Annotated in this window: 13 protein-coding genes and 1 tRNA gene; 5 read left to right on the top strand and 9 right to left on the bottom strand. The window is 53.5% G+C overall.

What is annotated here, in order from left to right:
* Positions 1-36: 36 nt before the first annotated feature.
* Both KP814_RS10270 and KP814_RS10265 read right to left on the bottom strand, forming a co-directional pair.
* The gene (locus tag KP814_RS10270; RefSeq protein WP_216736692.1) at positions 37-2,391 is read right to left on the bottom strand and encodes a hypothetical protein; all 2,355 of its coding nucleotides are present in this window, start codon (positions 2,389-2,391) and stop codon (positions 37-39) included.
* Between the two features lie 15 nt (positions 2,392-2,406).
* Positions 2,407-2,482: transfer RNA gene (locus KP814_RS10265), tRNA-Ile, on the bottom strand.
* A gap of 327 nt (positions 2,483-2,809) precedes the next feature.
* Here KP814_RS10265 and KP814_RS10260 point away from each other — a divergent pair.
* Positions 2,810-4,657: an ABC transporter ATP-binding protein gene (locus KP814_RS10260; RefSeq protein WP_216736691.1), complete on the top strand. Its 1,848-nt coding sequence runs from the start codon at positions 2,810-2,812 to the stop codon at positions 4,655-4,657.
* Positions 4,658-4,725: 68 nt separating this feature from the next.
* On the opposite strand, the gene KP814_RS10255 is transcribed toward KP814_RS10260, so the two are convergent.
* The 7 genes from KP814_RS10255 to KP814_RS10225 all read right to left on the bottom strand — a co-directional run bounded on the left by KP814_RS10255 (position 4,726) and on the right by KP814_RS10225 (position 10,283).
* Positions 4,726-5,868, bottom strand: coding sequence for an AAA family ATPase (locus KP814_RS10255; protein ID WP_216736690.1), 1,143 nt, complete (start codon positions 5,866-5,868; stop codon positions 4,726-4,728).
* The gene (locus tag KP814_RS10250) at positions 5,865-6,734 is read right to left on the bottom strand and encodes an RNA ligase family protein (protein ID WP_216736689.1); all 870 of its coding nucleotides are present in this window, start codon (positions 6,732-6,734) and stop codon (positions 5,865-5,867) included. Before KP814_RS10250 ends, KP814_RS10255 begins: the two co-directional genes overlap by 4 nt.
* Positions 6,735-7,003: 269 nt before the next feature.
* Positions 7,004-7,768 (bottom strand): thioesterase II family protein, encoded by a 765-nt coding sequence (locus KP814_RS10245; RefSeq protein ID WP_216736688.1) that lies wholly within the window; start codon positions 7,766-7,768, stop codon positions 7,004-7,006.
* 28 nt (positions 7,769-7,796) lie between these two features.
* Entirely contained in the window at positions 7,797-8,720 is a 924-nt protein-coding gene (locus KP814_RS10240; protein ID WP_216736687.1) for an ADP-ribosylglycohydrolase family protein, read from the bottom strand.
* Complete coding sequence (locus KP814_RS10235; RefSeq protein ID WP_216736686.1) at positions 8,717-9,070, bottom strand: hypothetical protein; 354 nt, start codon at positions 9,068-9,070, stop codon at positions 8,717-8,719. Before KP814_RS10235 ends, KP814_RS10240 begins: the two co-directional genes overlap by 4 nt.
* On the bottom strand, positions 9,048-9,527 hold the full coding sequence (locus tag KP814_RS10230) for an NADAR family protein (protein ID WP_216736685.1): 480 nt from the start codon (positions 9,525-9,527) through the stop codon (positions 9,048-9,050). The genes KP814_RS10235 and KP814_RS10230 overlap by 23 nt, the downstream gene beginning before the upstream one ends.
* A gap of 15 nt (positions 9,528-9,542) precedes the next feature.
* Complete coding sequence (locus KP814_RS10225; RefSeq protein ID WP_216736684.1) at positions 9,543-10,283, bottom strand: NUDIX domain-containing protein; 741 nt, start codon at positions 10,281-10,283, stop codon at positions 9,543-9,545.
* Between the two features lie 124 nt (positions 10,284-10,407).
* Here KP814_RS10225 and pnuC point away from each other — a divergent pair, with 124 nt between their 5' ends.
* The 4 genes from pnuC (at position 10,408) to KP814_RS10205 (ending at position 14,703) form a co-directional block, all read left to right on the top strand.
* Complete coding sequence (gene pnuC, locus KP814_RS10220) at positions 10,408-11,037, top strand: nicotinamide riboside transporter PnuC (protein ID WP_216736683.1); 630 nt, start codon at positions 10,408-10,410, stop codon at positions 11,035-11,037.
* The gene (locus KP814_RS10215) at positions 11,024-12,037 is read left to right on the top strand and encodes an AAA family ATPase (RefSeq protein ID WP_216736682.1); all 1,014 of its coding nucleotides are present in this window, start codon (positions 11,024-11,026) and stop codon (positions 12,035-12,037) included. The genes pnuC and KP814_RS10215 overlap by 14 nt, the downstream gene beginning before the upstream one ends.
* A 131-nt stretch (positions 12,038-12,168) precedes the next feature.
* A complete protein-coding gene (locus tag KP814_RS10210; RefSeq protein ID WP_216736681.1) occupies positions 12,169-13,242 on the top strand; it encodes a bifunctional nicotinamide-nucleotide adenylyltransferase/Nudix hydroxylase in 1,074 nt (357 codons plus the stop codon).
* Between the two features lie 81 nt (positions 13,243-13,323).
* The gene (locus KP814_RS10205; protein WP_216736680.1) at positions 13,324-14,703 is read left to right on the top strand and encodes a nicotinate phosphoribosyltransferase; all 1,380 of its coding nucleotides are present in this window, start codon (positions 13,324-13,326) and stop codon (positions 14,701-14,703) included.
* Positions 14,704-15,043 lie beyond the last annotated feature (340 nt).

The raw sequence follows: 15,043 nt of genomic DNA, 5'->3' as shown, positions 1-15,043 counted from the left end.
CCGCCTCCGCTCTGTTAAGCTTGAAAGTAAACGGAGTTAGGGAATGTACGTTGACATTAAAGGATGTTTCCCTACCGCCCAACCTAAAAATTGTATCGTCTCTGAATCTGTCTTTTGCAGGCGCTGACCGTTCACAGCTAACTGAAGACCAGTCATTACGGGAGCAAACCGCACCCTGAACTCAGGCGCTTGTTCCGACAAATGCGATTGCATCCAGGATACGTGGTCATGATGCTCTTCAGGTGGCAGCTGTGTTAGGAAAAAAATCATTTGTCGCCACGCATAAGCGCTTTTTTTCATTATGTTCAGTCCAGCATGGTTACTATCCATTTTTAACTGCTGGCGTCTACATACCCACTTAAAGCAGTCTTTCACCATAAGTGAGAGATTTTCTCCCAACTTAGTCTTTAGCCCCAATGCCTGAAACAGTACCGCCAGGTTTTGCGTGGTTAAGATCTGTTGTTGCTCGATAATGACGGCGTTGCTGGCTACACTCCAACCCTTCCCAGGAGCGCCAGCGCGTTTTGAACATAGGTTGGAAAAGTTTTTAGCAGTCATGCTTCTGCCGCCAAACAACGTATTCTTAAGAAAAGATGAGTAGTCCACGTTGTAGTACCTTGCATATAGTGTGTCCTGAAGCAGCTCGGCGGCGTATTCACAGGCATTCGCATACTTCTGAGTGAACTCGCCCATGAAAATATCGGCGGCTATTTCATCGACAATAGGAACTTTGAGCTTTGCCTGGTCAGCCAAGCTTCTAATTTCCTGAAGCAACTTATTTGGAAGAATAGAATAAGGAAAGTTTACAAGGGCCAAGATCACTATATCCGACAGAATAGTTATCGCTAACTCTTGGTTTCTTGGTTTGGTATTACGGTACTTCTCTACATTTGAAATCCACGGAAGCTCAGTCAGCTGAACTTGGTTTTGTAAGTTAATGAGCAGCAAAGAGCGGCGTTGCCGAAAAGCCTGATAAATACTTGAGTAAATATTCTTCAGCCCAGAATCGTCAAAGCAGGAAGCTCTTATATTTGCAGACAATTGCGGTAATACGTTAGCGATAGTATCCGCAGAGGTGATATAGCCTTGCTGTATAAGCTGGTAGATAGTGGCGATTTGGGTGCGTTCCACTTTCTTGGCTAAATATCGGGGGATCAATGATCCAGCAGGAGCGTTGTGCGTCGATTCATCTGAAGCGATGGGGGCAATGGCGCGCCTGACACATTCAAGTCCTTTATCCTGGGGAAGAGGTAGTAATCGCTGTACCAGGATTTTTGCAATTTCATGGTATTTTTCTGGTCTACACTGCTGAGACTGCCTGAGTCGTGACACAAGTTGCTTTTCCTCTCCAGGCGCGCCTCGTTTGGCGATATAGCGCGCCAGGTGTAAACGAACATATCCGCGATCCCGTTCATGCAGTGTTGTTGGGCTATCAATACATTGTCTAAGAAAAGCCAACATTCGCGCATGGGCTGAACCGGCTTTCAATCTTCGACTGCCTAAAATATGTTGCGAAGCCATTTGTTCATGGCGCCCGGATAATGATGTGGCGCGTTCAGTCCAGCCCGCAGGAAATGTCTTACCAGGAAACCCACCTTTTAGGTCATAGTGGCCGAGGTGGTCTCGTACTGGCTTTCCTGCATCATCCACCCTGACTGAAGGCAATTCACTTTCCACGGTTTCAATGAGCAGTCCGACGAGTTGGTCATATAAAGGAATCCAAATTCGGATTGCTTCTTCTTGTGCGGTGATGCGCTTATTCGCTTCGACTTTATTAAGCTTTTCTATGGCTGATCTGACAGGTTGTAGAAATACAAATCCATTACTTGCAGTAAACTGACCGGAAAGATTGGGATAGAACTTTAGTTCGGAGAAAAAAGGAAGTATTTCTGCAAGAATCGATTTAGCGCCAGACACATCTCCGTGTTCAAGCAGCCAAGCAACAATTGCCAAGGCTCCTTCCTCTGGAACGCTGATGGAAAACCGGCCCTCAGAGATATGTTGATTTAGGAGATTTACGCCCTCTTCGCTTAAAAAGTAACTGTTCAGGGCGGCCCGTGTTTCTGTATTTATTGGAAGCGATAGCTTTTTCGCAAAGGCAATCTCGTTCTCCGTTAACGGCGCTCCGGCTAAGAAATTCCCAGTCGCAAATCCGCCAGTCGCGACTTCCAATGTCACCCATGCAGGCGTATTGGAGACGGGAGTGCGAGAACCTATATTCAACTCGCCAGAATACATGCTCGCGAGAATTTTCTCCCATCGCGCCACTTTCTGCCCTGAGCTTTGGGACGGATTGCTAAGATTATTTTGCAGAGCCTTTGATAGCTGAAATTCAGGGTAAGCAGCATCAATGGTTATTGTGTCTTTTTCAGGCTTTTTGTTACTTGGCATATCCAGTCTTATGGATGGGTCCGGGGGCTGGATTTGCACCAGCGCCCTCTCGGAAATCAGCCGAGCGCTCTACATACTGAGCTACCCCGGAACAGTTCTTCATTGCGTCCGTGTCATTGATGCTAGAGTATAACGATTACTTCTATTCATTTTATAGCGCGTAATTAACTCATTACCAATCTGGTAAAGGTAGAGCCCCAGCATTGAGAGAATTGGCTTGCAGCCGTAGGGCTTGCACTTAGAGTTTCGGTAAGCAATAACCCGCCTTACATTTGCCTCCATCCTTGGTTAATCTGATTTGTCTCTGGCTTTACGCCGCACTTTCCGGGCGCCATGCTTGCGCCGATCGCTCTTTGTTCTTCGCTGCTTTGCACACTGATAACCCTGTTGTTTGATCCGATGGATGTGGATTGTTTCTATGCTGAGTTTGTTTGAAAAGTTTATTAAGCCCTTTCCCCCTGAGGAACCGGAGCAGCCGCCCGCCGGCTTGTTCGCGTTTTGCCGTTATTACACGCGGGGAATGGAGGTTCCGTTATTCCTGATGTCTCTGACCTCGGCGTTTCTGGCGTTTTTGGAGGTGTCCCTGTTTGGGTTTATGGGGCAGCTGGTGGATTGGCTGGTGGACGAGAATCCTGAGACGTTGTTTGAGGAGGAGGGCGGCCGTTTACTGATCATGACATTGGTGGTTCTGGTGGGCCTGCCTATTGGGGTCTTATTCCGGGCGTTGTTGATTCATCAGACATTGCTGGCGAATTATCCCATGCAGATTCGCTGGAAGGCGCACCGCTATTTGCTAAAGCAGAGCGTGTCTTTCTATCAGAATGATTTCGCCGGCCGCATCGCCACCAAGGTGCTGCAAACCTCCCTGGCGGTGCGGGAAACCGTGATGAAGCTGCTGGACATCATGGTGTATGTACTGGTGTATTTCAGCACCATGCTGGTGATGATCGGCAATGCGGATAAGCGCTTGTTGATTCCCATGATGGTTTGGCTGGGCGCTTATATCTGCCTGCAGCTTTACTTTGTCCCCAAGCTCAAGCGTAACTCCATGAAAAACGCGGACGCGCGCGCTGCGATGACGGGCCGTATCGTCGATAGTTACACCAACATCACTACCGTAAAACTGTTTTCCCACACCCAGCGGGAGGCGGATTACGCACAGGAAAGCATGCAGGGGTTTCTTACTACTGTGCGCAGGCAGATGCGTCTGGTAACAGGCGTCAACGTTAGTGTGCATACCCTGAACTATCTGCTGACGTTCGTCATAACGGGACTGGCGATCTGGTTGTGGACTCAGAGCGCTATCACGGTAGGCGCGATAGCTATCGCCGTGAGTCTGACTTTGCGCCTGAACGGCATGGCGCAGTGGATCATGTGGGAAGTCAGCGCCTTGTTTGAAAATATAGGCACTGTGGCGGATGGTATTAATACCTTGTCCAAACCGCAGGAAGTGACGGATCGACCCGATGCCGCGACGCTACAGGCGGCCAAGGGGCATATCAAGTTCGACAAAATCGGCTTTCACTATGGCAAAGGCGAGGGCGTCATCGAACAACTTACCCTGGATATCAAGCCCGGCGAGAAAGTCGGCCTGGTGGGGCGCTCCGGCGCGGGTAAATCCACTCTGGTGAATCTACTGCTGCGTTTCTACGATCTGGAGCAGGGACGTATTCTCATTGATGGCCAGGATATCAGCGAAGTCAGCCAGGAGAGTCTGCGTGAGCATATCGGTATGGTGACCCAGGATACTTCGCTACTGCACAGGTCTGTACGGGATAACATTCTCTATGGTCGCCCCGACGCCACGGAAGAAGAGATGATCGCCGCCGCTAGAAAAGCCGAGGCCCACGACTTTATTCTTTCCTTGTCGGACCCTCAGGGAAGGAGAGGCTACGATGCTCAAGTCGGCGAGCGCGGTGTGAAACTCTCAGGCGGACAGCGGCAACGTATCGCCATCGCCCGCGTCCTGTTGAAAGATGCGCCGATCCTGATTCTGGATGAAGCCACTTCCGCCCTGGATTCCGAGGCGGAAGCAGCGATTCAGCGCAGTCTGTATGAACTGATGGAAGGTAAAACCGTTATCGCCATCGCGCATCGTCTTTCCACAATAGCCGCTATGGATCGCCTGATTGTGCTCGATGACGGTGAGATCATCGAACAGGGCTCACACCAGGACTTGATCAATAGCGGCGGTATCTACGCCCAGTTATGGGCGCATCAGACCGGCGGGTTTTTGGGGATTGAAGAGGGGGAGCTCGTTACCTGAGCTCATGGGTCTGACTCAATGCATCCAGCGATAAACGGGATGCATTGGTTGGACTTATTTGGCCGCCATCAATCCACCACCACGTACTCCACCCAATGCGCTTCGCTTGGCAATGGGATTTCCCAGCGATATAACAGGCGGTCGATCACTTTGTCGGTGACCGTGCTATCCCGTTTGCGATTGCGGGCGCGCAGGGTTTTCTCTCCAGCCTCCAGATAGACGATGTGGATTTTTGCGTGGTAGGCGTACAACAGGTCCAGAGCATTACTGCGCATTTCCTGGGACAGGTGCGTGGCGTTCCACACAAAGGGCTGCTTGCGCCGTAAATGCTCTTTGGCCATATCAATGGCGTGATGAGCCACCTTACCTTCATTCTGGCCGTATTTGAGGCCCATCTCCTCACGGGCGTCGTCGTAGGAGACGGTGGGCCAGTCAGGTCGATGCCGGCTCGCCCAGGTATTCTTACCTGAGGCGGGAAGTCCGCATAACAACACCACCTCGGAGCCTTCCGGTTGCTGGTATCCATAATCCGCCGCTGTGGCGCCGTCGGAGCGAAAGTATTGCTGACGCACTACTTCGTCGGGAAAGACGCGGGGTTGCTCCCAGCAGGACTCTTGCAGCGCCAGCTCACGGAACAGTGCGATATCAGCGATGCTGTCCGCTTTTTTCTCATAGGTTCTGCCGCCCATATCCGCCAGCGCCACCGCATAAAGCTCCTGCAGGCTCACCTCCCAGGACATGCGATGCGCCAGAAACTCGGGGCGTCGCTGCGTCCGGTCGTCGAAGATGAAAAACGGAACCTGATGCTGAGCGATAATGCGACAAATACGTTCCCGCAAGGCAAAAGGAACGCCGGCGCGCCACAACAGTATCCGGGCGTCCACCGCGCCGCGTCGGGAGTGTCGGGGACTGCCGACGCCGCCGTCCGGGCGCACAATAGTGGTGGCCGGTTTGGCGATGTCATGCAACAGGGCGGCGTAGAACAGCACAAAGCGCTGTTCCGCATCCGCCTGCTGATAGGTTTCCCCCGCCAACAGCTCATTCACTACCATTTTGGTGTGCGTCCACACGTCCCCTTCCGCATGGTAATACGGGTCCTGGGGCGTGCTCGCCAAGGGCTGCAAATCAGGCAGGCCTTCCCACAGTGCGCGCCAGTCCGGCTCGGCGCCATCGGCGGGCATCCCGTTCTGGAGTTGCTGATAGCTGATCATGAGCATGTTTCCTCTGTGGCGCCCGGCTCCTGAGAATCCGGCTCAGAATGGCCGAGATCCTCCCATTTCAAGGTTAGCTGCGGGGCGTACATATCCACGCCCTGCGCCAACTGATTGGGGAAAATAGGCCGGTTCAGGTGGTGGCTGCCGCTGTCCAGAATGGCCTGAATGAAATCATGGCGCACCCACTTCAAGCGGCCGACTGTACGACCGTTTTCTTCGATCTTGATATACAGGCCTTCAGACAAATCCGAGTCATCGGTCTGCCGTTTAACCAGATCAAAATCCAGCGCTTCCTGATGGGCGACCTGCTCCAGGCTGTTGCGCCATCGGGTGGTTTTCGCCAGTGATGGGCGCACCAGTTTTTGCAGTTCCGCCAAGCGCTTGGGCGCCAGTCCGGCATATAAAACCGGTACGGAAAGCACGGGTGAATCCTTCAACATGCGTCGACGCGCCGATGTGGAGAGAAATTCGCCCGTCTTGGTGTCGAGAATATCGAATTCAGCGAATAGATGCGGCAAGCGGTCATAAAACACCGTGTGCTTCGACGCCATCCACTCCCCGTACAGGGTGTAACGGGTTCCCAGAATTTCGAACAAACGCTCCTGATGCACCGTGGCCCAGGACTTAAACTGCGCGAACTGCGACTCGCGTCCGCCGCCGGTTAGCACATGCCCGCGACTTTGCAGACGCAGTGCGCCGGATGCGTCGAAACTGACGCCGGCGTTGGCTCCGTCGAGTTTTTCTTCGATGACTAGATAACGCCCGGCCAGTTGCGAATAGGGAACCTGATCCGATGCGCTGTCCCCCGGTTGCAGCCGTGACCCTTGCAGGTGGGGCGTACGGGGATATTTGCGGATAAACATACCGCCTCCTCAAAAACAAAATCCGTATTGATTCCTCCACAAGAAAACGTCCTGCGAAGATTCAAAAGAGTCAGCTTGCTATGCGCTGAAGAAGAGACGAAGCAATACTGTCGTCAGTTAAGACGCCGTAGCAAAAGCTGATATTGAGGGTGCGATCGCCATTACATGACCGTATCCGATGTGAACTGGGTAAACCTGATGTGGAAAACGCAAAAGTTTAGCGGCGTTGGGACAACGATTCCAGTAGGGATTGACGCATGCGTCCAGCCTTAAGCCGGAAGCAATGCGTTTTCCAAAAGTACCTGGCTGATAAAGGTTGTGACTTCCTGTTCGCTGCTGCGGATGAAAAAGTGGTCCCCGGGGAACGTGCGCAATTGGAATCGACCGCTGGTGTAATCTTCCCACTCGTGCATGCGCGCGGATGCGTCGATGGGGTCGTCCTGTCCGCTTAGAGCAGTGATGGGAACCCGTAATGTCTGCGATTTGTCGCCGCTCCAACACTCGGAAAGCTTGAAGTCCGCACGCAACATGGGCTCTAACAGCGCCATCAGCTGCTGGTCCTGTAGCGCCGCCTCGGGGGCTCCGTTCATTTGACGGATTCTTTCGATCAGTCCTTCCATTGGCAGCTGATGTATGAACGGCTGGCGACTGCTCAGATGAGGGCAGCGACAGCCGGAAATAAACACATGCTCCGGCAATGGCCCGCCATAGGATTGCAGGCGTTGGGTCAATTCGAAGACAACGCGGCCGCCGAGGCTGTGGCCGAAGAAAGCGAAAGGCTGGTTCAGATAGGGAACAATCGCTTGTAATACGGCTTCCACCAATGGCGGCCATTCGCTGAAAGGCGCTTCGCTGATACGGTTTTCTCGGCCGGGCAGACGCACCACCACGACATCAATATCGTCTGGAAAACGCTTCACCCAGCTTCGAAAAGCATTGGGACTTCCGCCAGCGTAAGGAAAGCAGAATAGTCTGATCGATTTGCCCGCCTGGGGCGTGGGCATGAACCAGCTATCCTGCATGGGATGTGGCATTCTAAACTCCTTGTCTAGATGTCGGACGTTATGCCTGCGGTTCTTTCGCTGGCTGCACTGCGTGCAACTGCTCCGCCATGGCGGCGATGTCGTCGCGCATGTGCAACTTGTCCAGCCAGTCCTGGCGAATACCGCTGACGCCGTAATAGGCGCCGGCGAACTGGCCGACGATGGCGGCGGTGGTGTCGGCGTCGTCGCCAAGATTGGCCGCTTTCAGCACTGCGTCCTGAAAGTTGTCCGTATGGGCGAAACACCACAGGGCGGCTTCGAGCGCGTCAATCACGTAGCCGGTTCCGCGCACTTCGCTTTCGCTTTTATTCAGGTAATCCCCCATGGAGATCTGCGCCACCTTGTCGGTGTAGGGCACGTACATGGGATCTTCCAGCACATCCTCTTTGGCGTCGCCGGTCAACAGCTGATGCAGGATGACCCCCATCAAACGGCAGGCGTCGACGCACTCATCGGCGCCGTGAGTGGTGCGTGAGCTTTCGCCGCAGTATTGCACGACCTGCTCGATGCGAGGGCTGTAATACATGGCGACCGGCGCCAGACGCATAATGGAGCCGTTGCCGGCGCTATGCGCGTCCAGCGAGCCGGAGTAGGGTTCGCCGCTGTCCAGAAAGCGCTGGAGAGCGCCGCGCACCGTATTGCCGATATCAAAGCAGTTTCCGGTGCTGCTGAAATAGCCCCACTGCCACCAGTTGCAATAGCGGGTCATTTGATCCGCGGCGTCAAAACCCTGTTTGGTCAGCAGAGATTCCGCCAGGCATAACGCCATGGAGGTGTCGTCAGTCCATTGTCCCGGTTGTAATCCAAAAGGGCCGCCGCCCACAATGTCGTCGATAGGCTCGAAAGAGCCGCGCGGGCGAAACTCCAATGTCGTGCCCACGGCGTCGCCCACCGCAAGGCCCAGCAGGCAGCCTTGGTATTTGTCGAGGTTGTCAGCGCTCATGACTCTGCTCGTTGGTAAGTGGCGATGACTTCAATGTCGCCAATAATATGATCGTTGAACTCTTCCATTTGCTCCGCTGGAATCCAGTATTCCGCGTGTTCTTTACCGGCGACGACTTTGACGTCGAACTGGCTCAGGTATTCCGCATCCACGTCGAAACGAGTGACGTAACCCACGCCTGAGTCTTTGACGTTCCAGTCCCGGGCGATTTGACGGGCGTAGTCTTCGTTGCAGACCGGGTAGAAAATGGGTTGCTCCGGTAAACGCGGCGGCCAGCGTTTAAAACCGCTTTCTTCCACCAACGCCAGCTCATTCGGACCTGTGGGTCTAAATAAAGTGACCGTTTTCATATTTGCTCTTACCTTGTCGAATTGCGTCGCGCACTTCCATCAGAATTTTACCCAGCATATTCAGGCCGCTACCGTCGCCGCCATCCGCCCAGTAACGGTCATTGGCGGTGTGCTCGACCAACTCGGCGTCGCCGGTTTCCAACAGTATAGAAGTAAGTTTTTCATGCTGAACGAATTTGGCCATGACCGCTGCGCGCATGATGTCGTCTTTGACTTCCTCCCAATCCGGCCGCAAGGGACGTGTGCGTTCGCGCCCCATATTGGCGGCCTCCATGGGCTTTGACGCCATGCGCACGGCTTCTTCGTGTTCAGTGCCTGCGAATTTCTGCGCCTGAAAATAATGTTCGGACGTAGGCCAGCGCTTGTCTTTCAGATATACCGGGTCGCGGGAGAAATTGGAAAAGCATCCGTATTCGCCGTTGGCCAGGTAAAAGTGAATGGTTTTCTTCTCAGTCATTACATCTCTCCGACATTAACTGCGCGGTCCTTCGATGGTTCTGGGGAAGAAATGATTCTCCACGCCGCGCTTGAGTCGATACAGTTTTGCAGGTCGGTTGCTGCCGGTGCGCATGGCGCCGCTTTCCTCCAGAATATCCGCATCCAGGATGCGGCGACGGAAGGACTTTTTCTCCACCTCGTTGCCCAGAATCACTTCGAATACTTTCTGCAGCTCCGTCAGCGTAAATTCCTCAGGCAGCAAGTGAATCGGCAGCGCCGTGTATTGCACCTTGCTGGTCAGCCGTTCGCGACACAGGCGCAGAATCTCGTTGTGATCAAACGCCAATTTATAGTCGCTTAAGGCTTCGCTTACGGGAACCCAGCGCGTTTCTTCTTTGGCGCCTTTGGGGTCGACATCGATCTCCTCATGGGCGACCAAAGCGAAGTACACCACTGTCACCGACCAGCCGCGAGGGTCCCTTTGCTTGCCGCCGAAGGTGGCGACCTGCTCCAAGTAGGGGCTTTTTACCCCGGTTTTTTCCACTAACTTCCGATGGGCGGTGTCTTCAAGGACATTGTCTTTCTTCAGGTCGATAAATCCGCCCGGCAGCGCCCATGTATCTTTGGCCGGGTGTTGCGAGCGCTTCACCAGCAACACTTCGAGTTGCTGCTCCCTGAGCTTGAATATCGCCATGTCAACGGAGGTGAGAGGCACTTCGTAGTCATGAATGTTGTAAGCGGCGAGAAAGTCTTTTTCTGAGGCGTGATCTTGCATAACCTGAAAAACATACTAATATTAGTGGCATTAGGCCACTAATATTAGCGGCACTGAACGATGGTGTCAAAACAGACGCAATCGCTGTAACAATAAAAGCATATCCAAACTCCAGAGTAATACCATGGACATACAATCCTTTTTGGTCGGCTTCTTCGGCGGCTCCGCGATAGAAATTATCGCATCCCTGGCGGGCTTCACCTGCGTGTTCCTGATCATTCGGCGCAATATCTGGTGCTGGCCCATCGGGCTGGTGCAGGTGGCGCTGTATATGATTGTGTTTTATGACGCCAAACTTTACTCCGACTTCATTCTCCATGGCATTTATGTGGTGATGCAGTTTTATGGCTGGTGGTATTGGCTGCAGGGCAGGGGACAGGATGATGATCTGGTGGTGTTGCCTACAGCCCTGCCGATTACGTTGCTGTGGGTGGCGGTCGCCATTCTCGGCAGCTTTGGCCTGGGCTACGTCATGTCTACCTATACCGACGCGTCGCTGCCATACCCTGACGCCTTCACGACAGTCGCCAGTCTGGTGGCGCAATGGTTGTTGTCCAGACGCCAGCTGATCAACTGGGGATTCTGGATTGCCGTAGATATAGTCGCCATCGGCGTGTATTGGCAGAAAGGTCTGTATCCGACGACGGTTCTTTACGCGACCTTCCTTGTTATGGCGAGCGCTGGCCTTATGGTCTGGTTGCGTCGCTATCAAACTCAAATGCTGGAGATGAAAGCGGAATATGCGAAAGCCTGAGTTCGATGCGGAGCGCAGGGTTGGCCTGACGTTAGGGAAGTTCGCGCCGCTGCACAAAGGGCATCAGTATCTGATAGAACAGGCGTTGGAGCAGGTGGGTCACCTGCTGGTGATGATTTACGGCTGTCCTGATGTGATTGATGTTCCGCTGGAACGGCGAGCGTCCTGGATTAAAACTCTGTACCCGCAAGTAGAAGTCATTCTGGCGCCGGATGGACCTCAGGAAGTGGGCGATACGCCGGAGATATGTCGGAAGCAGGAGGACTACATCGGGCAGTGCCTGGCTGGCAGAAGGGTGACTCATTTTTTCTGCAGTGAATTCTACGGCGATCATGTCAGCCGTTATCTCAACGCGCAGGACTGTCGAGTGGATGAAGCCAGAAAGATCGTACCCATTTCCGCGACTCAGGTGCGTAATAACCCCTTCGCCGCCCGAGACTGGCTGCATCCGCTGGTGTACCGGGACCTGGTGAAGAAAGTAGTGTTTCTGGGGGCTCCGTCTACCGGTAAAACCACGTTAGCGCAGGCGGTGGCGGCGCGCTTTAATACGCAATGGATGCCGGAGTACGGGCGGGAGTATTGGGAGGAAAATCAGATTGAGAGACGTCTGACCCCCAAGCAACTGGTGGAGATCGCAGAAGGTCATCTGCAGCGGGAAGAGAACCTGCTGCTGGATAGCGATAGTTATTTGTTTGTAGACACCAATGCCCTGACGACGCGTCATTTCGCTCATTATTATCATGGGTTCGCATTGCCCGAGCTCGAACGCTTGGCGGATGCGGCGGCGCAAAGATACGACCGCGTATTTTTGTGCGCTGACGATATCCCCTACGAAGATACCTGGGATCGTTCAGGGGAAGTGAATCGCGGAGATTTTCAGCGGGAAATCATTGCGGAGCTGGAGCGCAGAAAGATTGATTTTGTGCTGTTGGAAGGCGATGTGGAAGCGAGAATCCGGCAGGTCACGGAAGTTCTGAAAGAGGATAAAAAAAGCGCTTGACCACTTAGTGGCATTATGACACTATATATCCATCGACAGGGTTCATGGGACTCATGAATCCACGGAGAAAAAGATTTAAGCGGACCTGGAAAGACCGGGTTCCCGTCAACGACAGCAAGGAGATTGCTGATATGCAAAATTTCGAATACGACTTTTTAGTATTTATCGGACGTTTCCAACCCTTTCATCGCGGCCACCTTGCGGTGATTGAACAGGGACTGCGTAAAGCGCGTCAAATGATCGTCTTATGCGGATCGGCGCATCAGCCCCGCTCCACACGCAACCCCTGGAGCGTCAGCGAACGCGAAGACATGGTGCGCAGCGCCCTCAGCAAAGAAGATAGCCAACGCGTACATATCGCGCCGCTGATGGACATTGTCTACAACGATGAGATCTGGGTCAGAAACGTACAGTCCACGGTTCAGGGACTGGTCACCGCTCATCACGGCATGCCGCACAAATCCGCCAAGGTGGGATTGATTGGCCACAGCAAGGACCACAGCTCTTTCTACCTGAAGTTGTTCCCTCAATGGGGGAATGTTGAAGTAGAAAACGTGGATGGCATCAGCGCCACGCCGGTGAGAGAAGCGATTTTCGGCGTTAACCAGACGGATCGTCGCGGTGGTTTGAATTATCTGGATAGCGACGAAGCCGCGCAGGTGTTGCCGACAGCGGTGCGGGAGAAACTGGCGAAATTCTGTCTCAGCGAAGACTATGAGGAAATCAAATACGAACATGATTTCATCGCCAAGTACAAACGCGCCTGGAGCGCCGCGCCCTATGCACCCACTTTTGTAACGGTCGATGCGGTTATCGTACAAAGCGGACATGTGCTGCTGGTGGAGCGCAAAGCGCGTCCCGGTAAAGGGTTGTTAGCGTTGCCGGGAGGCTTCGTAGATCAGAATGAAAAATTACTGGATGCATGCCTGAGAGAGTTGCGGGAAGAAACCCGACTGAAAGTGCCGGCGCCGGTGTTGAGGGGCTCAATCAAAGCGCAGCAAGTGTTCGATGATCCTCATCGTTCAGCCAGAGGACGCACTATCACTCATGCATTTCACATTGAGCTGGAGCCAAGCAGCGAGCTGCCGAAAGTGAAAGGCGGCGATGACGCCAGACAGGCCATGTGGGTGCCGCTGGCGGAACTGGACCCAGGCAAATTATATGAAGATCACTACTTCATCATTCAGGAAATGACCGGTATCTAACCGGAAAATTATTAAGACAAACGAGGGACGCGGATAGACCGCAACACCCTTTACCCAAACATTGACCGGAGGATTTCCGTCATGAAAAACAGCATTATCTTAAACGTAGATTCTTATAAAACCTCTCACTACCTGCAGTACCCAGCTGGCGCCACGCAGGTTTCCAGCTACATCGAATCACGGGGCGGCGCGTTTGAAAAGGCGGTGTTCTTCGGCTTGCAGATGTTCATCAAAGAGTATCTGACCAAGCCGATTAACGCGGACGATATCGAAGAAGCCAAGCTGGTGTACCAAGCCCACGGCGTTCCCTTCAATGAAGAAGGCTGGCGCTATATTCTGGATAAACACGAGGGTTATCTGCCGATAGAAATCCAGGCTGCGCCGGAAGGGACTGTCATGGATGTGAAAAACGTGATGGTGCAGGTGATCAACACGGACCGCAATTGCGCCTGGTTGACCAGCTATGTGGAAACGGCTTTGTTGAGAGCGGTCTGGTATCCGACTACGGTCGCCACCGTATCCTGGAGCTGCCGCAACATCATCAAGCGTTACCTGGAAGAAACGGCGGACACTATCGAAGGATTGCCATTCAAACTGCACGACTTTGGCGCTCGCGGCGCGAGTTCTGAAGAAACCGCTGCGATTGGCGGGGCCGCTCACTTGGTGAACTTTATGGGCACTGACACCGTTAGCGGCATCATGGCGGCGAGACGCTACTACGGCGCTGATATGGCGGGCTTCTCAATCCCTGCGGCGGAGCACAGCACTATTACCAGCTGGGGCAAAGAAGCGGAAGTGGACGCCTACGCCAACATGCTGGAGCAGTTCGCCGAGCCTGGCAAACTGGTGGCGGTGGTCAGCGACTCTTATGACTTGTGGAACGCTATCGACAACCTCTGGGGCGAAGCGTTGAAAACCAAGATTGAGCGCAGTGGCGGCACCTTGGTAGTGCGTCCTGACAGTGGCGATCCTGTCGCGATTGTGACCGAAACCATTGAACGACTGATGCGGAAATTCGGCTTCACCGTCAACAGCAAAGGATACCGGGTATTGCCTGCGTGCATCCGGGTGATTCAAGGCGACGGCATCTCTTTGCACACGATCGAAGCCATTCTGGCGGCGATGAAAGCGCGCAAGCAAAGCGCTGAAAATATTGCTTTCGGCATGGGTGGAGAGCTGCTGCAGAAGGTGAACCGGGATACTTTGAAATTCGCGATGAAAGCCTCTGCAATATGCGTGAAAGGCATCTGGAGAGATGTTTACAAAGACCCTATCACCGATCAGGGCAAGCGTTCTAAGAAAGGACTTCTGGCGCTGGTTAAAGGCCTGGATGGCGGCTTTCAGACAGTGCGCCGGCAGGATCTGGGCAATCGGGAGGATCAACTGGTCACAGTCTTCCGTAATGGCGACCTGATGAAGGAATGGACCTTCGACGAAGTCAGGGCCAACGCAGCGCAATAAGCCCGTTGCTACAGCGGAGTCGGTTTTCCGGCTCCGCTTTTTGCGTTTCTGGACGTTGTCATTTTCTCGATAAAAGCGGATTGAATACTAAACAAAGGCTTGTTAATATCCGCGCCCACTAAACGAATTTATCTGAAGAGCAAGGTTATGACATTCACCACTACCAGCATCAGCGGCCGTGTCGGAGCGATCACCATCGTTCGCGACAGCGCGTGCATTTTGGTATTGAAGTCATAGCCTTCGCTATAGCTGGCGGAGGCGTATAGGCCTCCGGTTGCAGTGTGAAAAAACCCCGGTAGGCCTCCGCCTCCCGGGGTTTTTTCGTTTTCGGTTCCGAAAA

It is taken from the genome of Hahella sp. HN01, assembly GCF_018986435.1.
In the GTDB taxonomy this organism is placed as follows: Bacteria; Pseudomonadota; Gammaproteobacteria; order Pseudomonadales; family Oleiphilaceae; genus Hahella.
This window is presented reverse-complemented; position numbering and strand designations above follow the sequence as displayed.

What these genes read in the sequence shown, in the direction of transcription:
- KP814_RS10210 (WP_216736681.1), top strand. Translation starts at nt 12,169, where the DNA reads ATGCAAAATTTCGAATACGACTTTTTAGTATTTATCGGACGTTTCCAA.
- pnuC (WP_216736683.1), top strand. Translation starts at nt 10,408, where the DNA reads ATGGACATACAATCCTTTTTGGTCGGCTTCTTCGGCGGCTCCGCGATA.
- KP814_RS10225 (WP_216736684.1), bottom strand. Translation starts at nt 10,283, where the DNA reads ATGCAAGATCACGCCTCAGAAAAAGACTTTCTCGCCGCTTACAACATT.
- KP814_RS10205 (WP_216736680.1), top strand. Translation starts at nt 13,324, where the DNA reads ATGAAAAACAGCATTATCTTAAACGTAGATTCTTATAAAACCTCTCAC.
- KP814_RS10235 (WP_216736686.1), bottom strand. Translation starts at nt 9,070, where the DNA reads ATGAAAACGGTCACTTTATTTAGACCCACAGGTCCGAATGAGCTGGCG.
- KP814_RS10250 (WP_216736689.1), bottom strand. Translation starts at nt 6,734, where the DNA reads ATGTTTATCCGCAAATATCCCCGTACGCCCCACCTGCAAGGGTCACGG.
- KP814_RS10255 (WP_216736690.1), bottom strand. Translation starts at nt 5,868, where the DNA reads ATGATCAGCTATCAGCAACTCCAGAACGGGATGCCCGCCGATGGCGCC.
- KP814_RS10270 (WP_216736692.1), bottom strand. Translation starts at nt 2,391, where the DNA reads ATGCCAAGTAACAAAAAGCCTGAAAAAGACACAATAACCATTGATGCT.
- KP814_RS10240 (WP_216736687.1), bottom strand. Translation starts at nt 8,720, where the DNA reads ATGAGCGCTGACAACCTCGACAAATACCAAGGCTGCCTGCTGGGCCTT.
- KP814_RS10245 (WP_216736688.1), bottom strand. Translation starts at nt 7,768, where the DNA reads ATGCCACATCCCATGCAGGATAGCTGGTTCATGCCCACGCCCCAGGCG.
- KP814_RS10260 (WP_216736691.1), top strand. Translation starts at nt 2,810, where the DNA reads ATGCTGAGTTTGTTTGAAAAGTTTATTAAGCCCTTTCCCCCTGAGGAA.
- KP814_RS10215 (WP_216736682.1), top strand. Translation starts at nt 11,024, where the DNA reads ATGCGAAAGCCTGAGTTCGATGCGGAGCGCAGGGTTGGCCTGACGTTA.
- KP814_RS10230 (WP_216736685.1), bottom strand. Translation starts at nt 9,527, where the DNA reads ATGACTGAGAAGAAAACCATTCACTTTTACCTGGCCAACGGCGAATAC.